Below are 18,243 nucleotides of genomic sequence, written 5' to 3'. Positions count from 1 at the left end.
GGCTTTCTTGCGCTCTGCGAGCAAGCCACTCAAGGTGACAGCCGTGATTCGGCAAGCGCTCAGCGGTTTATTAAACCCTTTGTGTGAGGGTGGCAGACTGTGCAGCCGCTGGGACCATAGCCGAATGCCGTGCTCGGCACAGTGTGGATTGGCAAAAGCGACGGTTGGGTGATTGGCCACTAAGCCGGTTGTGCCTGGGTGCATGAAAAAGGCGGCCATTGCAGCCGCCTTGTGTTGATCAGTAGTGCAGTTTGCTGCTCCAGTCTGGGTAGTGCGCAGGGCGTTTGAGGTGCACGCGGAACTGTTCGGCGTTGGCGGGTGAGCTGCTCCACAGGTATAGGTGCTCTTTCCAGCTGCCGGAAGCCCAGTTCTGCAGGTAGTAGTCACTGCCGCGCACGGTGTCACGGTCGCGCAGGCGGATGTTGTCACCATCCTTGAGGCAGCCGCTGTTGTTGGGCAGTTCGATACGTAGCTGGTTGGATGAGTCGCCTGCCTTCATGTAATAGGCGTAGTTACCGCCGCCACCGCCCAGCCACCAGTTGAGCCAATAGCCGGGGTGGCGACGTGATTCGACTTCAATGTAGTCGCCACTGCGAATGCAGAAACTCTTCGGGTGGTACCAGTTGCGCAGGCTGAACAGGCTTTCCGGCTCCAGCCCGTTACCGCTGATCTTCAGCCAGTCGTTGGCCTTGCTGCTGCCGGCGCGCAGGGTTTTGCCGGTGGTGGTGCTTTGCAAGACCACCTCGCCATAGAGGTTCTGTTGCGGTTTGCTGGCGCGGGTTGGCGTCGCGCTGTCGGCGCGGGTAAAGCCGGCTACAGGTGAGTGATCGGAGTAGTCCTGAAATTGCCAGGTCGCACCCGCCAGGTTGACCGTCCAGCGCGGTGCTGGGGTATCCAAGGCCTGGTTATGCCAGAACGGCAGTTGCCGGTGGTTGCGCGAGACGAAGATGTAATCCAGGTATTCCGGGGCATGGTTGGAGTATTGGTAGTTGGCGATGCCGTTGCGCTGGGTATCAAAGGTAGTGTCGCTGCCGGCATAGCTGTCAGGGGCGTTGACCTGCAGACGCGCGAGCATGTCGTGGTACTCGCTACTGTCCTTGATGACGTTGAAGTCGCCGCCAATAAACACCAGCTGATCGAGGCTAATGCCTCGCGCGCTGATGAAGTTCTGCAGCTCATCAAACTGGCTGGCACGTACCGCTGTGCCTTTGTCATCCGGGCAGCCGGTATCTGCCGCCTGTGCATGGGTGCCGATGATATGCACGGCCTGGCCATTGCGATTGAGTTTGACGTAGACGAAGCCCTTGTTGGACAGGTAATCCGCCCCGCAACCCTGGCTGTAGACATATTGCACGCGTTGTTCGATGGGCCAGCGGCTGACGATGGCTACGCCGCCGTCTTCCGGTGTGGTGTCCGAGTAGGCGCCTAGGGAAACTCTGAATAAGTCTTCCTGATTTTGGCAAAATGCCCGGACGCCACCCACCGAGTTTTCCGATGAAGCAGATGACCTTCGCCGATGCCGAGTACGCCGGCAAGCGCAAGCAGACCCGCAAAGAGTTGTTCCTGATCGAGATGGATCGGGTGGTGCCGTGGAAGGGCTTGATTGCCCTGATCGATCCACATTACCCCAAGGGTGAAGGCGGTCGCCCGGCGTACCCGTTGATGGCGATGCTGCGTGTTCATCTGATGCAAAACTGGCTCGGTTACAGCGATCCTGCGATGGAAGAGGCGCTGTACGAAACGACCATTCTGCGGCAGTTCGCCGGGTTGAGCCTGGAGCGTATCCCTGACGAAACCACCATCCTCAACTTCCGTCGCGTACTGGAAAAAAACGAACTGGCGGCTGGCATCTTGGCTGTGATCAACGGCTACCTGGGGGATCGCGGCCTGTCCCTGCGCCAGGGCACCATCGTCGATGCGACGTTGATCAATGCGCCCAGCTCGACCAAAAACAAAGACGGTAAACGCGACCCGGAGATGCACCAGACCAAGAAGGGCAACCAGTACTACTTCGGCATGAAGGCCCACATCGGTGTGGATGACAAGTCTGGACTGGTGCACAGCGTGGTGGGCACGGCGGCCAACGTGGCGGACGTCACCCAGGTGGATAAGCTGCTGCATGGCGACGAGAACGTGGTTTGTACCGACGCAGGTTACACCGGTGTGGAAAAGCGTCCGGAGCATGAGGGTCGGAAGGTTATCTGGCAGGTGGCGGCACGCCGCAGCACCTACAAGAAACTCGATAAGCGCAGCGCGCTATACAAAGCCAAGCGCAAGATCGAGAAGGCCAAAGCCCAGGTGCGCGCCAAGGTCGAGCACCCGTTTCGGGTGATCAAGCGGCAGTTCGGCTATGTGAAGACGCGCTTCCGCGGCCTGGCCAAGAACACGGCGCAGTTGGTCACGCTGTTTGCGCTGTCGAACCTGTGGATGGCACGCAGACATTTACTGGCAACTGCAGGAGAGGTGCGCCCGTAATATGGGCAATAGCCGCCGCGAGGTGCTCGCGGCGGCTAAAAACACAAAAATAAGCGGATGATATGATCGTTTTTGATCGATTTTCCGCTTTCAAAATCAGCGGAGGCTGAAGTCGGCCTGAAACGCATGGCTACTTCAGAGGATCCTTAGGGGCGGTAATACAGTCTTGAATTATCAGGTTTACCAACCTGAACAGCACCTGCCCAACTTCAGGGGTGTCGTTGAGATCCATGCTTCCAGGATGCACTGACTCATTGCCAATCACTCTAACTGAGTCCAGAGCCTGCTGAACGCGCCGTGGTAGTCCATTGGCAACTAGTTGACCGATCTGTTCATCAATACCGCCTGGCTTGCCAACCAGGTGGTTACATATTTTTTGTACGCACAGCCGCAACAAGGCAGCAGCAGCTCGGGGCGAGTGATTTAAGACCTGTCTTGCTTCCTCAAAGTCGCGAGCTATGTCTTCGGGCATATCTGGATGCGGAAGCGGAGCTGTTGCGCAAGTTGGATAAATCATCCGCCCATTTGGCTGACGATAATCATCTTCTTCTACTAGCCAAAGACTCATCCGAGCTGGACAACATGTTGTTACCGCGACCCTGACAGGCTGGGGCACATGCTGAGTCTGGTTGTATTGAACCATGAGCAAATTCATCCATTTCGCGTGAGATAGCGCTCCGCAGTTCGGACAGTTAAAAGTTTCTAGGTCGAGTTGTGGGCTGATCAAAGCTAATCCCCTATTTTCCCCAATGCAGTAGAGTCCAAGCCTATCTTTAAACCCGATTAAAATCCCACTCGATCTGGCGTCCTCACTATGGGCGCATGACCACAACCATCCCCTATACCAGCATCACCTCCGCCCACTGGCAGCCGGCTCTCGGCACGCCCGGTGAAGTGGTCGAGGGCCTGCGCGATATCGACCAGGCCATCCGCATCATCCTGACCACGCCGCGTGGCAGCGACCCGCACCGCCCCGAGTTCGGCAGCGACATCAACCTCTATATCGACTGGCCCACCAACCGCGTTGTGCCGCACCTGGTGCGTGAGGCAGTGGACGCTATTCGCCGTTGGGAGCCGCGTGTCACGGTGGTTCAGGTACTGGTCGAGATCGAGGACGAGCGCATCACCCTGCGTGTGCAGTGGAAGGTGGCTGATGGGGTTCTCCAGCAAACCGAGGTGCCCTATGCGCGCGCTGCCGCCGCCTGAGTTCGTCAAGATCGACCCGGCCGCTATCGAAGCGGCCCTGGTTGCCCGCTATGAGCAGAAAACCGGCAAGACGCTGTACCCGGCTCAGGTCGAGCGGCTGTTCATCGACCAGGTGGCCTACGCCAAGACGCTCGCCCTGATGGCCATCCAGCAAGCCGGTGAGCGCCTGTTGGTGCGTTTCTCCGGTGGGCCGATCCTCGACTACCTGGGCGAACTGGTGGACACGCCGCGCTTGCTCGCCCAGCCGGCGCGCTGCGCCCAGGTATTCCGACTGCCAGCCCCTGCGTTGCAGGCGGTGCTGATCAGTGCCGGCACGCGGGTCACCAGTCAGGATGGGCGCATTGCCTTTGTCACCGAGGAGGCCGTGACCCTGGCAGCCGGCGCGACCGAGGTGCGCACTACAGTGGTCTGCGAAACGCCTGGTACCAGCGGCAACGGCTGGGCCATCGGCCAGATTGCAGTGCTGGGGCAACCGCCTGCAGTCGGCATGACCACCAGCAATGAGTCCGTGCCGGCAGACGGCATCGACGATGAAGAGGATGAGCCCTACATTGAGCGCATCATCCTCGCACCAGAGTCATTCAGCACGGCCGGGCCGGAAGGCGCGTACATCTACCACGCCCGCGCGGCGAGCCAGTCAATCATCGAAGTGGCCGTGCGCGGTGGCGAGGATGACCCAACCGTGCCGGATGGCGAGGTGTGGATCTACCCGCTGACCAAGACGGGCCTGCCCAGCCCCGAGCTGTTGTCGCTGGTGCAAGCCAATGTCAGCGCTCGCAAGAAACGCCCCCTGACGGACAAGGTGCTGACCAAGCTCTCGCCCGAGGTGGGTTATGCCATCCGGGGCAACCTGACCCTGTACCAGAATACCGATGCAGACAGCGTGCACGCCCTGGCCTTGAAGGCTGCAACCGCCTATGCAGCAGAGCGCCGCGCCGGCCTGGGCCGAGACATCGTGCCCGAGCAGATCATCCGCGAGGTGCAGGTTGCCGGGGTGTACCGCCTGCAGCTGACCGAGCCTGCCTTCCGCGACGTGGCCAGCCACGAATGGGCCAACTGCACCGCCATCGAGCTGAACGTGATCGGTGTCGCCCGTGGCTGACCAACTGCCACCGGCATTGGCCGGTGATGAGCGCTTCGCCGTCCTGTGCGAGCTGCTCCAGGAGGAGTTCGACAACCTCGATCTTTCGCCCATGTTGGTTTACCTGGTCGACGTGGTGCCGCCACAAGTACTCCCGCACCTGGCTGACCAGTTCCACGTCATGGGCCTGGAGGGCTGGCGCTATGCCCGTGACGACCAAGAGCAGCGCGAGCTGATCAAGCGTGCCATCGAGCTGCACCGCTACAAGGGCACGCCCTGGGCCATCGAACAGGTGCTGGTCACGCTCAACCTCATCGGCAGGGTGTCGGAGTGGTACGAGTACGGCGGCTCGCCGTATCGCTTCCGCGTCGACATCGAGCTGACCGACCGAGGCATTGATGAGGCCACCTACGACGCCCTGGTCGACCTGATCCGTGAGTACAAGAACAAGCGCTCCAGGCTGGACGCACTCACCGTCGCGCTGACCAACCGCTCCCAGGTACCGGTGATTGCTGCCGCCCTCATAGGCGGGGAGTTCACCACCATCTACCCACTACAGCTCGATGGCGTCGAGCAGGCCAGCCCCGTGTTTATCGGTGCCGGCCTGGCGACCATTGAGATCACCACCATTTATCCATTGGAGGCATGATGGAACAGGAATACTACTGCGTCCTCACCAACGCCGGTCTGGCTTACGAGGCGGCGTGTAAAGCCAACCAGGTGCCGATCAAACTGACCCACTTTGCGGTAGGTGATGGCAACGGGGCGACTTATCGACCTGGCCCAGAGGCTACGGCGCTGCGCCGTGAGACGCACCGCCAGCCGATTAACTCGCTGATCCAGGATGAAGCCAACCCCAGCTGGCTGCTGGCCGAAGCCATGATTGCCGATGATGTGGGCGGCTGGACGATCCGCGAGGTCGGCATCTACACCGACACCAACATTCTCTATGCCATCGGCAGGTACCCAGAGAGCGTCAAGCCCGTGTTGGCCCAAGGCTCTGGCAAGCAGTTCTATGTGCGCGCCATCTTCCAGACCAGCAACGCCACCAGCGTCACCCTGCTGATCGACAACTCGATTGTGATGGCTTCCCGTGCGTTCGTTCTGGAGCACGTACAGGCCGAGCTGGCCAAGCGCGATGCCAAGAACAGCGTGCTGTACACCACTACCGCTGCAATCGCGCTCAGCGGCCTGGGCGTGCAAGCCGGTGGTGATTGGCCCACTGCACTGCCTGCCGGCGCACGCATCCTGCCCAGGCATCAGCCCGACGCTAAAGACAACGGCATCTATATCGCGGCAGCAGGCGCATGGGCGCGGGCGACCGATGCGGATGCAAATCTTGAGGTGACGCCGGGGCTGCTGATTCCGGTCGAGCAAGGCACTGTGCATGCCGACAGCCTCTGGCAACTGGTCACCGATGGCCCTATCACCTTGGGCGTTACGGCCCTGCAGTTCGAGATGGCCGCAGGCCGCACGGGCGTGGCAGGCGGTACCTATGACCAAGTCACGGTCAATGCGCGTGGCCAGGTGGTCGGTGCCACTCGCGCTGCCGTGTCCAGCATCGCTGCGGACACCACACTGACCGCTGCCAACCGTGGGTTGGTGCTGATCGACGCGGCTGCAGGTAATCGCACCATCACCTTGCCATTGGCCGATGCCGGCCTGGGCGTCATGGATATCCTGCTGCGCCGCGTAGACAACAGCGGCAACCGCCTCAAGGTGCAGGCCAGCGGCGCAAACAAGATCAAGTTCCATACCCACCTAAACGCGGCGGGTTACGCCTTCCTCTACCTGATGGGCGCGGGCGACTGGTGGCACCTGCGCAGCGATGGGGCAGGCAATTGGTGGCCAGTCGGCCGGCATGACAGCGATGCACTCGGCCGTCCGGTGTTTGAAACCACCACCATGGTCTCCCCAGGCGGCTGGGGGGTATTCGCGAGCAGTCTGTTCAATCGTGCGGACTGGCCATGGCTGTGGGATCACGGCCAGCAGTCCGGAATGCTCACCACAGAAGCGGCCCGTGTGGGCATGGAGGGTGGCTGGACTAGCGGTGATGGAGCTACGACTTTCCGTGGCCCCGAGGGGCGTGGTGAGTTTCTTCGAATTGTTGATGTCGGTCGTGGTGTTGATCCCAACCGCATCGCAGGTTCTAGCCAGTTAGGGTCGGTTCTGCCGGTCGACGCTACGGGGATTGAATCGCCTTATGTCGCCAACTTCACCAGCCAGGCAGTTCCTGGTGGTGATGGGCCGCTTGTGGCGGCGCGAACTGGCCTGGACTACGAGCCGAATGGTCTGAGCAAGTATCCGGGGCATGCAGTTGTCTGGATATCTGGCACAGCGGCAACCACGGGGTTTGCCCACGGCGTCACACGTCCACGCAACATTGCCTACCCAGGCCGCATCAAACTGATCTGAGGAACCCACCATGCACATCTATATCGCAGACAACGCGGGCGTCCTCAATGGACCGGTCGAGCTTCCCGTTATCCCTGGCCTTGGCATCCAGTTGCCGAGCAACGCCATTCAGCTGGCTGCCAAACTGGCCAAGCCAGCCACTGGTAAAGCCTGGGCACTGGTTGGTGATCAACCGCAGCAACTGGCCGACCTGCGTGGCACGGTTTATCGCACCAGCACAGGTGCGGCCGAGCAGTACAGCGCGCTGGGTGACCTGCCGGAAGGCCTGACCGCTGCGCCACGCCCCTCAGCCGATCACCGCTGGACAGGTAGCGCATGGGCCTTCGATGCGGCCTTGCAGGCGAGCAATCGTCAGGCTCTTTCAGTGGCGCTCTGCCAATCAGTAGACGCAGCAGCCGATGTGGCCCGCGCTAAGGTCGCAGGCGATCCTCTGCGTGCCGTGGAATATGACAAAGCAGCCGAGCAGGCCAAAGAATTCGCTGCTGCCAACTACCAGGGTGACGTGCCGCCCATGGTCGCGGCCTGGGCCATTAACGGGCGCACCGCCCAGCAGGCGGCTGACAACATCCTGGGTGAGGCCGCCCAGTACAACGCTGCCCTGGTGCTACTGCGTACCGTGCGCCTGAATGCCAAGGAACTGATCCGCAATGCCATGACCGCTGGCAACGTCGAGCAGGCGCAGGACATCGCGGATGAAACCATCGCCAGCATCCAAGCCGCCGTCGCCGGCATCGGCAACAACGCAGGGGTTTAGCCATGGGAAGCATCCAGCTGCTGTTCAGTACCACTCACTACCCGTTCAGCGGGCTGATCCGCGCCGCCACCTGGTCGCGCTGGAGCCATGTTGCCCTGGTTGCCGGGCACCATGTGATCGAGGCCGTTGCGCTGGAGGGTGTGCGCCAGGTGTCCAAGGCCTACGCCATTGAGCGTGCCTCGGCATACAGCCTGGTCGACCTGCCAGCCCGTAACCCGCAGGCCATCATCGACGCCGCACGCAGCCAGCTCGGCAAGCCCTACGACTGGACAGCCATCGCCGCCCTCGGCCTGCGCCGTGACTGGCAGGAAGACGATGCGTGGTTCTGTTCGGAGTTGGTGGCCTGGGCGGCCGATCAGGCCGGCCAGCCGTGGTTCCGCCCGGAGGCGCTGCGCCGCATCACCCCTCAGCACATTTGGATGCTGTCACCCGAGCGAGGGCTCTGCCCAATAGAAGGATAAGAGAGGGCTGTCAGCCTGGGTGCGGGAACACCCAAGCTGACCGCCAACCTGCAGATCAGGCCTGCAAGCCAGCCAAGGCCCCCTGCTCACGCGTGAGCGGCGGGGAGCCTACCAGAAGCGCAAAAGGTTTGCAGATGATGAAAGATATTCGATGTGGCCAGTGTGGCCGCAAGCTGGCAACTGCCAGTGGCTTCACCGAGATACAGATCAAGTGCCCGCGTTGCCGGACACTCAATCACCTGAAGGCCGAGAGCCTCCTGTTATCGCCATCGAGCGCAACCAGCCATCAGGAGGCACCATGTCCGCACAACCGATCATCCCCTGGATAGGTGGCAAGCGCCGCCTTGCAGACCGGATATTCCCCTTGTTCCCTCAGCACAGCTGCTACGTCGAACCGTTCGCGGGCGGCGCAGCGCTGTTCTTCCTCCGGCCGGTACCGGCCGAGGTCGAAGTGCTCAACGATGTAAACGGCGACCTGATCAACCTCTACCGGGTGGTGCAGAACCACCTGGAAGAGTTCGTCAGGCAGTTCAAGTGGGCGCTCAGCAGCCGCCAGGTGTTCAAGTGGCTGCAGATGACCCGAGTCGAAACCCTCACCGACATCCAGCGCGCTGCCCGCTTTTATTACCTGCAGCAGTCTGCCTTCGGTGGCCGCGTCGATGGCCAGAGCTACGGCACGGCCACCACCCAGCCACCTGGGCTTAACCTGCTGCGGATCGAGGAGGCGCTGTCAGCAGCCCACCTGCGCCTCAGCAACACCTACATCGAGCACCTGAGCTGGCAGGAGGTAATGAAGAAGTACGACCGCGAGCACACGCTGTTCTACTGCGATCCGCCGTACTGGGAGACCGAAGGCTATGGCGTGCCGTTCGAGTTCGAGCAGTACCTGGAGATGGCCAGGCTGCTGAAGGTGATCAAGGGCAAGGCGATCATCAGCCTCAACGACCACCCAGCCATCCGCGAATGCTTCGCCGACTTCCACATCGAGACAACCGACATCAAGTACACGGTGGGTGGTGGCAAGGGGAGTGATGCGAAGGAGGTGCTGATCTTCAGCTGGGACATCCTGGCCGAACCGGCTGGGCTTTTCTGATATTTCTTTGCACACTATGCAAAAGGGGCCGAAGTGATTTATCTCACCTCAGCCCCTCAATTTTTCGCGCGCGGCTTCACGGCGCAACGGCTAGCTCTGTTAAAAATTCTTAGGACGACTGGTAATGCGATCAGGCAACGGTCCTACGTTAGCGTTATCCTGAACCCCCCTTTGCCGCACTGAAGCCCATCCATGCTGGCTATATCCAACAGCGTTCATCTGCCTGACGATGAAGTCGAACTAACCGCTATCCGTGCTCAGGGCGCGGGCGGGCAGAACGTCAATAAAGTCTCCAGCGCGATACATCTGCGCTTCGATATCCAGGCGTCCAGCTTGCCGCCGTTTTATAAGGAGCGGCTGCTGGCATTGCGCGACAGCCGTATCACCGCTGAAGGCGTAGTAATTATCAAAGCCCAGCAGTACCGCACCCAGGAGCAGAACCGTGCCGACGCGCTGGAGCGTTTGGCCGAGCTGATTCGCAGCGCCGCTAAAACCGAGAAAGCCCGCCGCCCGACCAAGCCAACCCTAGGTTCGAAAAAGCGCCGCCTGGAAGGCAAGAGTATCCGCGGCACGATCAAGGCAGGGCGCGGCAGGGTCGACTTCTAGGCCTCTTGTGAGTCAGCGACCGGTGACTAGTGTGATGTTGTTGCTTGCCGCACTGTTTGTGGGCAGTGGCGCCGTTAACGGCCCGTTTCCATAAACGGCTGAATAGCGGTGCTTGCCATCGAGTATTGCCAATCTGCTTTGTGTTACTCGAAGCGTAGCGCTAAATATTTTCTCCTCGCCTGTCGATTTGTCATTTCGTCGTTCGACTACTTTATAGAACCCAGCTTTGGGTTTGCGGTCTGCCATTACATACCCGGACAACCACCTGGCGGCAGGCTGATCAATCAATTACGCGAGGACAGCGGCATGCGTTTTATGGTGATAGTCAAGGCTACTGCAGATTCCGAAGCCGGCTTTATGCCCAGCGAGGAGCTGCTGACGGCGATGGGGCGTTACAACGAAGAACTGATTGAAGCGGGCGTGATGCTCGCAGGCGAAGGTCTGCAGCCCAGCAGCAAAGGCGCACGGGTGAAGTTCTCCGGCAGCCAGCGCAGCGTTACGGATGGGCCTTTTATAGAAACCAAGGAGCTGATCGCCGGCTTCTGGATTTTCCAGGTGGCGTCTCTGGCGGAGTGTATCGAGTGGGTCAAGCGTTGCCCCAATCCGATGCCCGGCGACAGCGAAATCGAGATCCGGCAGATTTTCGAAGCCGAGGATTTTGGCGATGAATTCACCCCCGAGTTGCGCGAGCAGGAAGAACTTCTGCGCACGCGGCTTGAATCGTAAACCCCAGAAAACCGTACTAAGGAGAGTGCAAATGAAGATCCATGCCTATTTGATATTCGATGGTCAGTGCGAAGCGGCCTTTAATTACTACGCCGAGTGCCTGGGTGGCAGTCTGGAGCTGATGCGTTTTGGCGAAAGCCCGGAAGCTGGCAATGTACCGGAGCAGTTTCACGACCGCGTAATGCATGTTTGCCTGACCATGGGCGACCAGCTGCTGATGGCGTCCGACACCTTCCCGGGTATGCCGTATGAGGGCATCAAGGGCTGCTCGATATCCCTGCAGGTGGACAACGTGCCGGAGGCCGAGCGCCTGTACAAAGCGCTGTCGGCGGGCGGTTCGGTGCAGATGGAGTTGCAGCAGACTTTCTGGGCCACGCGCTTTGCCATGTTTACCGACCGTTTCGGCGTGAGCTGGATGATCAACTGCGATATTGACGCGCAGATGGGTTAGATGTGCAGGCTTGGCTCGGCGCAGCTGGCCTATGCAGCTGCGCCGTTGCCGCCTAGCCGACCAGCCCGAGGGCGCGGTCCAGTTGATCCTGCGGGTCGCTGACGGCGGTGAGAAATTCATCACCCCAGCGGCGGATGTCGTTGTAGTTGACAATATCGAACAGCTCACGCAGGCGTGCCTGGGCCTCCGCTTTGGGCATATTCAGCGCCACATAGCAGGTTTGCGTCATATCCACCGGGTCATGCGGGTTGGTCAGTAGCGCGCCTTTGAGCTCGGCGGCAGCGCCGGCAAACTCCGAAAGCACCAGCACGCCACTGCCATCCAGCAGGCCTTGAGCCGCGACAAACTCCTTGGCCACCAGGTTGAGGCCGTCGCGCAGTGGGGTAATCCACATCACGTCGGCCATGGCGTACCAGGCGCTGACTTCCTCGAACGGCAGACTGCGGAAGAAAAACTGCAGCGGCGTCCAGCCGATGCGCGCAAAGCGGCCGTTTATGCGGCCCACGGCCTGCTCGATCTGCCCTTGCAGTTCGTCATAGATGGTCATTTCCTTGGCCGCCGGCACGCAGACGGTGACCAGGGTGACCTTGCCTAGCAGCTCGGGGTTTTCTTCCAGCAGGCGCTCATAGGCGTTGAGCTTTTCCAGAATGCCCTTGGTGTAGTCGAGGCGTTCCACCGAGAGAATCAGTTTGACCCCGGCAAGTTCGCTGCGCAGACGTTCCATCATCTCCCTGATCTTCGGTGCGGTCAGGGCGCTGCGTACCCGCTCGATATCCAGGCCCACCGGGTGGGCGCCGAGTTTGACCACGCGGTTGCCGGTATCCACGGCGGTGGTCATGCGCTCAAGGCCTACGGCGCAGCCATAGGTGATAAAGCGTGGCGCGCAGTTCTGCCTGCTGACTGTTTGCAGCGGCATCACGCCGCGCGCGGCATCGACGAAGTTTTCCACCTGGCGCGGGATATGAAAGCCGATGTAGTCGCACTGCAGCAGGCTGCCGATGATCTGCCGGCGCCAGGGCAATACGTTGAACACATCCGCCGAGGGGAAGTAGGTGTGGTGAAAGAAGGCGATGCGCAGGTCCGGGCGCAGTTCGCGCAGGTAGCCGGGCACCATCCACAGGTTGTAGTCATGCAGCCAGACCGTGGCACCTTCAGCCGCTTCCAGGGCGGTGCGTTCGGCAAAGGCACGGTTGACCTTGAGGAACACCTGCCAGTCGTCCTCACGGAACTGCGCGCGCTCCCAGAAGGTGTGCAGGGTCGGCCAGAAGGCTTCCTTGGAGAAGCGCTTGTAGAAGATGTCGACCTCTTCCTTGCTCAGCGCCACGCGTGCGGCGGTCAGCTTTGGGTAGCGTTCGGCATCCACCGTGGTGTGGCTGTCGAAGGTTTCGCCGCTGTTTGCGTCATGCTCGGCCCAGGCGACCCAGGAGCCGGCGCGACCGTCGCCGAAGAAACTCAATAGGGTGGGGATAATGCCGTTGGGTGAAGTCGGGCGGCGACGTTGCAGCTTGCCATCTGCGCCACGGAATTCTTCATAGGGCAGGCGGTGGTAGACCATCACCAGATCGGCCTTGCCCGGGTCGGCGACTTGCTTGCCTTCGGCGGCGATGCCCTGTTTGCCGAGAAAGCCAAAATGCACAAAGGCTTCAAGAATCCCACCGCACCCGGCGCGTTCGGCATGCAATACCCGCGAATATTGGCGGGTGGCCTGCAGCAGGCCGTCTTCGGACTCGCCCACGCATACGCCCTTGAACTGGCCGCTGAGCATGGACAGGTCGTTGAGCGTGTCGCCAGCGGTCAGCACCTGGTCGTTGTCCAGTTCCAGCCAGTCGATCAACGCCTGCAGGCTGCTGCCCTTGTTGACGCCCTTGGGTAGAAAGTCCAAGTAGCGCTCGGCCGAATAGAGCAGATCGCAGCCCAGACTCTCTGCGACTTCCAGGAGCTCCGGGTTGGCCGCCTGTTCCGGGCTGCAGAAGTACGAGCAGCGGCGCACCTGCGGTACGTCCTGGCGCTCCAGAGCAAAGCGTTCGAGGGCGCTGGCAACCTGGCTGTCGCCGGGCCAGAGGGCGTCCACCGCGCTTTGCAGGGGCTGGATCGGCTGCAAGGTGTCGCCATGTACCAGGCTGGCACCGACGTCGGAGATGATGAAATCCGGTTGCGGCAGGGTCGGGTCTGCCAGTAGTGGCAGCACTGATTCCAGGCTGCGGCCAGTGACGTAGGCCAGGCGGATTTCCGGGTGGGCGGCGATGGTCTGATAGAGGCTCAGGCGATCCTTGGGATCGCCGCCGAGAAAGGTTCCATCGAGATCGGTGGCAAGTAACATGCGCTGTCTTCCTGTCCAGTTAAGTGGGTGCAGTGACGCGCCGACAAAGGCCGACGAGCTATGGGCGATTGCGCCATGGGGCGTTCGCCTCTTGGTTTACCCAGGCGTCTGCGGCGCCGGGTTGGGCGGGTCCTCATGTGAGTCAGGGGAGTCTGGGTCGTCTGTGGGCGGTGCATCGGGCATCAGCTCAAGCACCGTGTGGCTTGTGCGCAGCATGGGCATAAAGTGCCCGGCGGGTGCGCTGACCAGGTCACTGACATGGCGCAGGCGATACAGCGTGTAGGCCGCGAGCAGGCCGAGGGTGGCGGCGAAATACAAAGGCAGCGCCTGGGCGCCAAGGTGTTGCATCAGCAGACCGGCGAGCAGCGGGCCGCACACCGAGCCGATGCCATTGACCATCAGCAGGCTGCTGGAACCGGCGAGGACTTCATCGCTGTGCAGTTGGTCAATCAGCTGCGCCACGGCAATCGGGTAGATGGCAAAGGCCAAACCGCCCCAGATAAATATCAACCCAAGCAGCAGGCGACCGGCCGGCAACAGGCTCATCAGCACGGCAACCACGACGGCCAACGCGACGACCCAGAACAGCACCAGGCGGCGGTCGTGTTTATCCGAATAGATACCAATCGGCCATTGCAGCAATGCGCCGCCGAGAATCGTGCTGCTCATCAGCAAACCCACGCCGGTGGCATCGAAGCCTTTCAGGCTGGCGTATACCGGCGCCATACCCCAGAACGCGCCGAGGGCCAGGCCGGATAAGCCCGCGGCGGCCAGCGCCAAGGGGGCGATACCGACAATCTGCCGCAGGTTGGTGTGCAGGGTATCCGGCACACTGGGCTGAAGTTGGCGAGTCAGGGTGATGGGCATCAACGCCGCGCTGATCAGCATGGCGGCCAGTACGAACAATACGAAGTCACTTGGCGAGGACAGGTTGAGCAGTTGCTGCGCGGCGGCCAGCGCACCGAGGTTGACCGCCATATACACGGCAAACACCTGGCCGCGCTTGTCGTTGGGTACCTGGGCGTTAAGCCAGCTCTCGATCACCATATACAGGCTAACCAACGCCAGGCCGTAGAGCACGCGCAGGCCCAACCAGACCCAAGGGTCGACGATCAGTACATGCAGCAGGGCGGTGATGGCGGCGCAAAAGGCAAACGCACGAATATGCCCAACGCGGCGGACCAGCGGAATCGCCAGCCAGGTGCCAAGGAGAAAACCGACAAAGTACCCGGACATGATCAGGCCGAGCATCGAGGTGGAGTAGCCTTCGGCGACGCCACGCAGGGTCAGTAGAGTGTTGAGCAGACCATTGCCGAGGAGGAGTAACGCAACCCCACCGAGCAGCGAGCTGATAGGGGCAATCAGGAACCACATGGCGATCTACCCTAGGGAACTATGTCGCTGAGTGCAAGCATGAAGGGTGCCAGTGCTTAGTCGGGTAACGAATTAAGCTATTGTTTTTAAAAGATTAATTTTATAGATAAACGGTCTTTTGATTTTTTCAGGTAGCGCTTGTGTGGGCACAAAGGGCGCTGAAAAGCCGTGTTGCACCAATACTGTTCGTGGCCAACGCCTGATTCTTCGCCGTTTTGCCAGGCTATCGCGAGCCGTGTGAAGGTTGCTTGTTGCTGTTTCAAGCGCTCGGTATGGCAAGCAGTGCGACAGGCTCCTGAGTTGAACCGGTCTGGTTGATCCGTTCCAGTAGTTGATTGATGGCTTGGCGATCACGGCTGTTGCTCAGATGCTGATCGGCAGTTTCCTGCACGCTGCGCACATGCCGCAGCAGATCGGTTTTCTGCGCTGCACGCAGTGGCTGGTAGAGCAGGTTCTTGAAGGCCTGCAGCAAACCGAGCAGCACACTGACATCACTGCAACCGTAGTGGCGAATGGGCCCGAACACCTGTTGCAGCAGCTCATCCAGCGAGAGTTCGTAATGCAGCAGGCGAGGCAGGTTATCGTCTGCCAGGGTGACATCCAGGTCCGGCAACGCCAGGCGCTTGCTGAGCAACACGCTGAGCAGGTCGATGGCGGTAATCGCTGTGCCGGGGTCGTTGATGCCGGGACTGAGCGCCTTGACGGCGATTTCCGACATCTGTGTGCAGCCAAACAGGTAGTGGGTATGGGCGTATTCTTCGAGAAAGAAATCGAAGCAGTCGAGCAGCGCATCGCTGACTGTTGAATCGACCTCACGGTCGAGCTTGAACAGCGGCCGGCCACTCATCACGAAGACGCCGCGGTGGATCAGCACGGTCATGCGCAGATCGTGCATCGCACAGGATGCTGTTGATCGTGTTGACGTTGAGCTCTTTGAAATAACCGCTGCGTTGCGCGCAGACCTCCTGCCAGTTTTGCTCATCTGGCCAGTTGGGCAGATTGTCGATGGCGGCCAGCTTGGCTTCGCGCGCGGCGAGTTTGGCCAGGGTGGTGTGGTACAGATTGTTGAGGATGTACTCCACCTGAATCGAGCGGGAAATCGAGTGGATGAAATGCACAAACAGGCCGAGGCAGGCGATGCCCATCGCCAATGCCATCAGCACGCCGAGGCTGGGCACCTGGGTCGAGTGGTTCTGTTCAATTGTGGTGATCAGCAGCAGCGAGAAGAGGATGGTGCCGAGGTAGAAGCCCAGGGGCTTCTGATGGCTCTTGTCGCTGATCAGGCCTGGCACCACGCGTGGTGACAGCGCGGCGGCGGCATTGTTGAGCACCACCATGACCATGGAGAAACTGAACACCATCAGCGACAGGATGCCGCCGACCAGGGTGCCGAGAACCAAGCGGGCATTGTCGGCATTGCGCACCAGGCCGACATCAATCTCAGCTTTGAGCGACATCATCCAGGGTTGGTACTCGATGCTCATGCTCAGCAGGCACAGAACGAAGAAGCCCGATGCGATCAGCGTCGGGTAGAGGGCCAGGCTGTGCAAGATGCGCTGGTACAGGCGAAAGGCAAAATTCAACAAGCGGGGCACGGTCGTCTCGGCGCGATGGGCGTGCGGCGACTATAGCAAGCTTGTCGGCACATGCTGCTACCTGAGCCCTGGAGCTACCGCTGCAGGGCTCAGGTAGGCGTCAGTCGCTGCAAACGCGCGAAATGGCGCTGGCCAGCTGATCCAGGCGCTCGGCGTCCAACCCGGCCATATTCGCCCGGCCTGAGCCGACCATATACACACTGAACTCATCGCGCAGGCGCTGCACCTGAACCGGCGAGAGGCCGGTATAGGAAAACATCCCTCGTTGCACTGCGATATGCACAAAGCGCTCACTCAGGCCATACGGTTGCAGGGCTTCAATCAGGCCGGCGCGCAGGCTGGCGACGCGCTGGCGCATGGCGTCCAGTTCGCTGACCCAAAGACTGTGCAGTTCACTGTCAGCCAGGATGTTGGCAACCACTGCCGCGCCATGGGCTGGCGGGGTGGACCAGAGGTTTCGCGCGATAAACGCCAGCTGGCTGCGTACGTCCTGCAGCTTTGTCGCAGTCTCTGCGCAGACGATCAGTGCGCCAGTGCGCTCGCGGTACAGACCGAAATTCTTCGAGCAGGAACTGGTGATCAGCAGTTCGGGCAGCTCGGCGGCAAACAGGCGCACGGCAAAGGCGTCCTGCTCCAGGCCATCACCAAAACCCTGGTAGGCAAAATCGATCAGCGGCAGCAGCTCGCGAGCTTTGACCACTTCCAGCACGCGCTTCCAGTCTCGCGGGGTGAGGTCGAAACCGGTCGGGTTGTGGCAGCAGGCGTGCAGCAGCACCACGTCGCCCTTGGGCACGTGGGCGAGGGCGGCAATCATCGCCTCGACATTCAGCTGGTTGTCCGCGCCGACATAGGGGTAATGACCAACGCGCAGGCCAGCGGCAGCAAAGATGCTTTCGTGGATCGGCCAGGTCGGGTCACTCAGCCAAATGCCACGGCCCGGCAGGCACTGGGCGATGAAGTCCGCGCACAGGCGCAGCGCACCGGTGCCGCCAGGTGTCTGGGTGGTACCAGCTCGTTCGGCCAGCAGCGGGCTGTCCACACCCAGCACAAGCTGGCTGAGCAGGCTGGCAAACAGTGGGTCGCCATGGCCGCCGATATAACTCTTGGTGGTTTCGCTTTCCACCAGCCGCTGTTCGGCGAGCTTTACCGCGCGCGGAATTGGGGTCAGGCCTTGGGCGTCCTTGTACACACCCACGCCGAGGTCGAGCTTGGCTGGGTTGCGGTCAGCGCGGTAGGCGTCCATCAGGCCGAGAATCGGGTCGCCCGGCACGCGGTTGATGCTCTGGAAATGGCTCACTTGCGGCCCTCGGCACCTGCAGCCAGCACATCGGTACGTGCGGCCATGATGAAGTCGTTACGGTGCAGGCCGCGCATCTCATGGCTCCACCAGGTCACGGTGACCTTGCCCCATTCGGTAAGCAGCGCCGGGTGGTGGCCGACTTCCTCGGCAATTGCGCCGACCGCGTTGGTAAAGGCCAGGGCATGGCGGAAGGTGCGGAACAGGTACACCCGCTCCAGCTCCATATGGTCGCCACGCACTTCGATATTCCAGTCCGGGATTTCGCGGATCAGTTCGGCCAGCTCTTCATCGCTGACTTTTGGTGCATCGGCGCGGCAGGCTTCGCATTGGGCTTGGGCAAGGCTCATGGGGTTCTCCTGAATATAAGATCTTGTAGGGTGGACATG

General features: G+C 60.9%; 18 protein-coding genes and 1 pseudogene. 12 read left to right on the top strand and 7 right to left on the bottom strand.

The window, feature by feature from the left end; translation table 11 throughout:
* Positions 1-238 precede the first annotated feature (238 nt).
* On the bottom strand, positions 239-1,483 hold the full coding sequence (gene sph / locus BLW24_RS21070; RefSeq protein WP_090386646.1) for a sphingomyelin phosphodiesterase: 1,245 nt from the start codon (positions 1,481-1,483) through the stop codon (positions 239-241).
* A gap of 11 nt (positions 1,484-1,494) precedes the next feature.
* Between sph and BLW24_RS21065 the strand changes: the two genes are divergently transcribed.
* On the top strand, positions 1,495-2,475 hold the full coding sequence (locus BLW24_RS21065) for an IS5 family transposase (RefSeq protein WP_090375222.1): 981 nt from the start codon (positions 1,495-1,497) through the stop codon (positions 2,473-2,475).
* 130 nt (positions 2,476-2,605) lie between these two features.
* On the opposite strand, the gene BLW24_RS21060 is transcribed toward BLW24_RS21065, so the two are convergent.
* The gene (locus BLW24_RS21060) at positions 2,606-3,043 is read right to left on the bottom strand and encodes a DUF4145 domain-containing protein (protein WP_167360424.1); all 438 of its coding nucleotides are present in this window, start codon (positions 3,041-3,043) and stop codon (positions 2,606-2,608) included.
* A 254-nt stretch (positions 3,044-3,297) separates the two neighbouring features.
* On the opposite strand from BLW24_RS21060, the gene BLW24_RS21055 reads away from it, so the two are divergent.
* The 11 genes from BLW24_RS21055 (at position 3,298) to BLW24_RS21005 (ending at position 11,268) form a co-directional block, all read left to right on the top strand.
* A complete protein-coding gene (locus tag BLW24_RS21055) occupies positions 3,298-3,681 on the top strand; it encodes a GPW/gp25 family protein (RefSeq protein ID WP_090386641.1) in 384 nt (127 codons plus the stop codon).
* Complete coding sequence (locus BLW24_RS21050; RefSeq protein ID WP_090386639.1) at positions 3,659-4,783, top strand: baseplate assembly protein; 1,125 nt, start codon at positions 3,659-3,661, stop codon at positions 4,781-4,783. Before BLW24_RS21055 ends, BLW24_RS21050 begins: the two co-directional genes overlap by 23 nt.
* Positions 4,776-5,411, top strand: a complete 636-nt coding sequence (locus BLW24_RS21045; RefSeq protein ID WP_090387820.1) for a phage tail protein I — start codon at positions 4,776-4,778, stop codon at positions 5,409-5,411. Before BLW24_RS21050 ends, BLW24_RS21045 begins: the two co-directional genes overlap by 8 nt.
* Complete coding sequence (locus BLW24_RS26700) at positions 5,411-7,177, top strand: phage tail protein (RefSeq protein ID WP_244161226.1); 1,767 nt, start codon at positions 5,411-5,413, stop codon at positions 7,175-7,177. Before BLW24_RS21045 ends, BLW24_RS26700 begins: the two co-directional genes overlap by 1 nt.
* Before the next feature lie 10 nt (positions 7,178-7,187).
* On the top strand, positions 7,188-7,931 hold the full coding sequence (locus BLW24_RS21035; RefSeq protein ID WP_090386636.1) for a hypothetical protein: 744 nt from the start codon (positions 7,188-7,190) through the stop codon (positions 7,929-7,931).
* Between the two features lie 2 nt (positions 7,932-7,933).
* Positions 7,934-8,392, top strand: coding sequence for a YiiX/YebB-like N1pC/P60 family cysteine hydrolase (locus tag BLW24_RS21030; protein ID WP_090386634.1), 459 nt, complete (start codon positions 7,934-7,936; stop codon positions 8,390-8,392).
* 134 nt (positions 8,393-8,526) lie between these two features.
* The gene (locus BLW24_RS21025; RefSeq protein ID WP_090386632.1) at positions 8,527-8,721 is read left to right on the top strand and encodes a Com family DNA-binding transcriptional regulator; all 195 of its coding nucleotides are present in this window, start codon (positions 8,527-8,529) and stop codon (positions 8,719-8,721) included.
* A complete protein-coding gene (locus tag BLW24_RS21020) occupies positions 8,691-9,485 on the top strand; it encodes a DNA adenine methylase (protein ID WP_090386630.1) in 795 nt (264 codons plus the stop codon). The genes BLW24_RS21025 and BLW24_RS21020 overlap by 31 nt, the downstream gene beginning before the upstream one ends.
* 192 nt (positions 9,486-9,677) lie before the next feature.
* Positions 9,678-10,091 (top strand): alternative ribosome rescue aminoacyl-tRNA hydrolase ArfB, encoded by a 414-nt coding sequence (gene arfB / locus BLW24_RS21015; protein WP_090386628.1) that lies wholly within the window; start codon positions 9,678-9,680, stop codon positions 10,089-10,091.
* 306 nt (positions 10,092-10,397) lie between these two features.
* Positions 10,398-10,817, top strand: coding sequence for a YciI family protein (locus BLW24_RS21010; RefSeq protein WP_090386626.1), 420 nt, complete (start codon positions 10,398-10,400; stop codon positions 10,815-10,817).
* Between the two features lie 31 nt (positions 10,818-10,848).
* Positions 10,849-11,268, top strand: a complete 420-nt coding sequence (locus BLW24_RS21005) for a VOC family protein (RefSeq protein ID WP_090386624.1) — start codon at positions 10,849-10,851, stop codon at positions 11,266-11,268.
* Positions 11,269-11,320: 52 nt separating this feature from the next.
* Here the strand turns inward: BLW24_RS21005 and ggpS are convergent, their stop codons facing one another.
* The 5 genes and pseudogenes from ggpS to BLW24_RS20980 form a co-directional block, all read right to left on the bottom strand.
* Positions 11,321-13,588 (bottom strand): glucosylglycerol-phosphate synthase, encoded by a 2,268-nt coding sequence (gene ggpS / locus BLW24_RS21000; protein WP_090386622.1) that lies wholly within the window; start codon positions 13,586-13,588, stop codon positions 11,321-11,323.
* A gap of 96 nt (positions 13,589-13,684) precedes the next feature.
* Complete coding sequence (locus tag BLW24_RS20995; protein WP_090386620.1) at positions 13,685-14,962, bottom strand: MFS transporter; 1,278 nt, start codon at positions 14,960-14,962, stop codon at positions 13,685-13,687.
* Between the two features lie 259 nt (positions 14,963-15,221).
* Positions 15,222-16,557, bottom strand: a pseudogene (locus BLW24_RS20990) (DUF2254 domain-containing protein).
* 100 nt (positions 16,558-16,657) lie between these two features.
* A complete protein-coding gene (locus BLW24_RS20985) occupies positions 16,658-17,854 on the bottom strand; it encodes an amino acid aminotransferase (RefSeq protein WP_090386618.1) in 1,197 nt (398 codons plus the stop codon).
* Positions 17,851-18,204, bottom strand: coding sequence for a 4a-hydroxytetrahydrobiopterin dehydratase (locus BLW24_RS20980; protein WP_090386616.1), 354 nt, complete (start codon positions 18,202-18,204; stop codon positions 17,851-17,853). Before BLW24_RS20980 ends, BLW24_RS20985 begins: the two co-directional genes overlap by 4 nt.
* Positions 18,205-18,243: the final 39 nt, after the last annotated feature.

The organism is Pseudomonas anguilliseptica (genome assembly GCF_900105355.1).
GTDB lineage: Bacteria > Pseudomonadota > Gammaproteobacteria > Pseudomonadales > Pseudomonadaceae > Aquipseudomonas > Aquipseudomonas anguilliseptica.
Note: the sequence above shows the minus strand (reverse complement) of the source record. Positions and strands in the feature narration are given on the sequence as shown.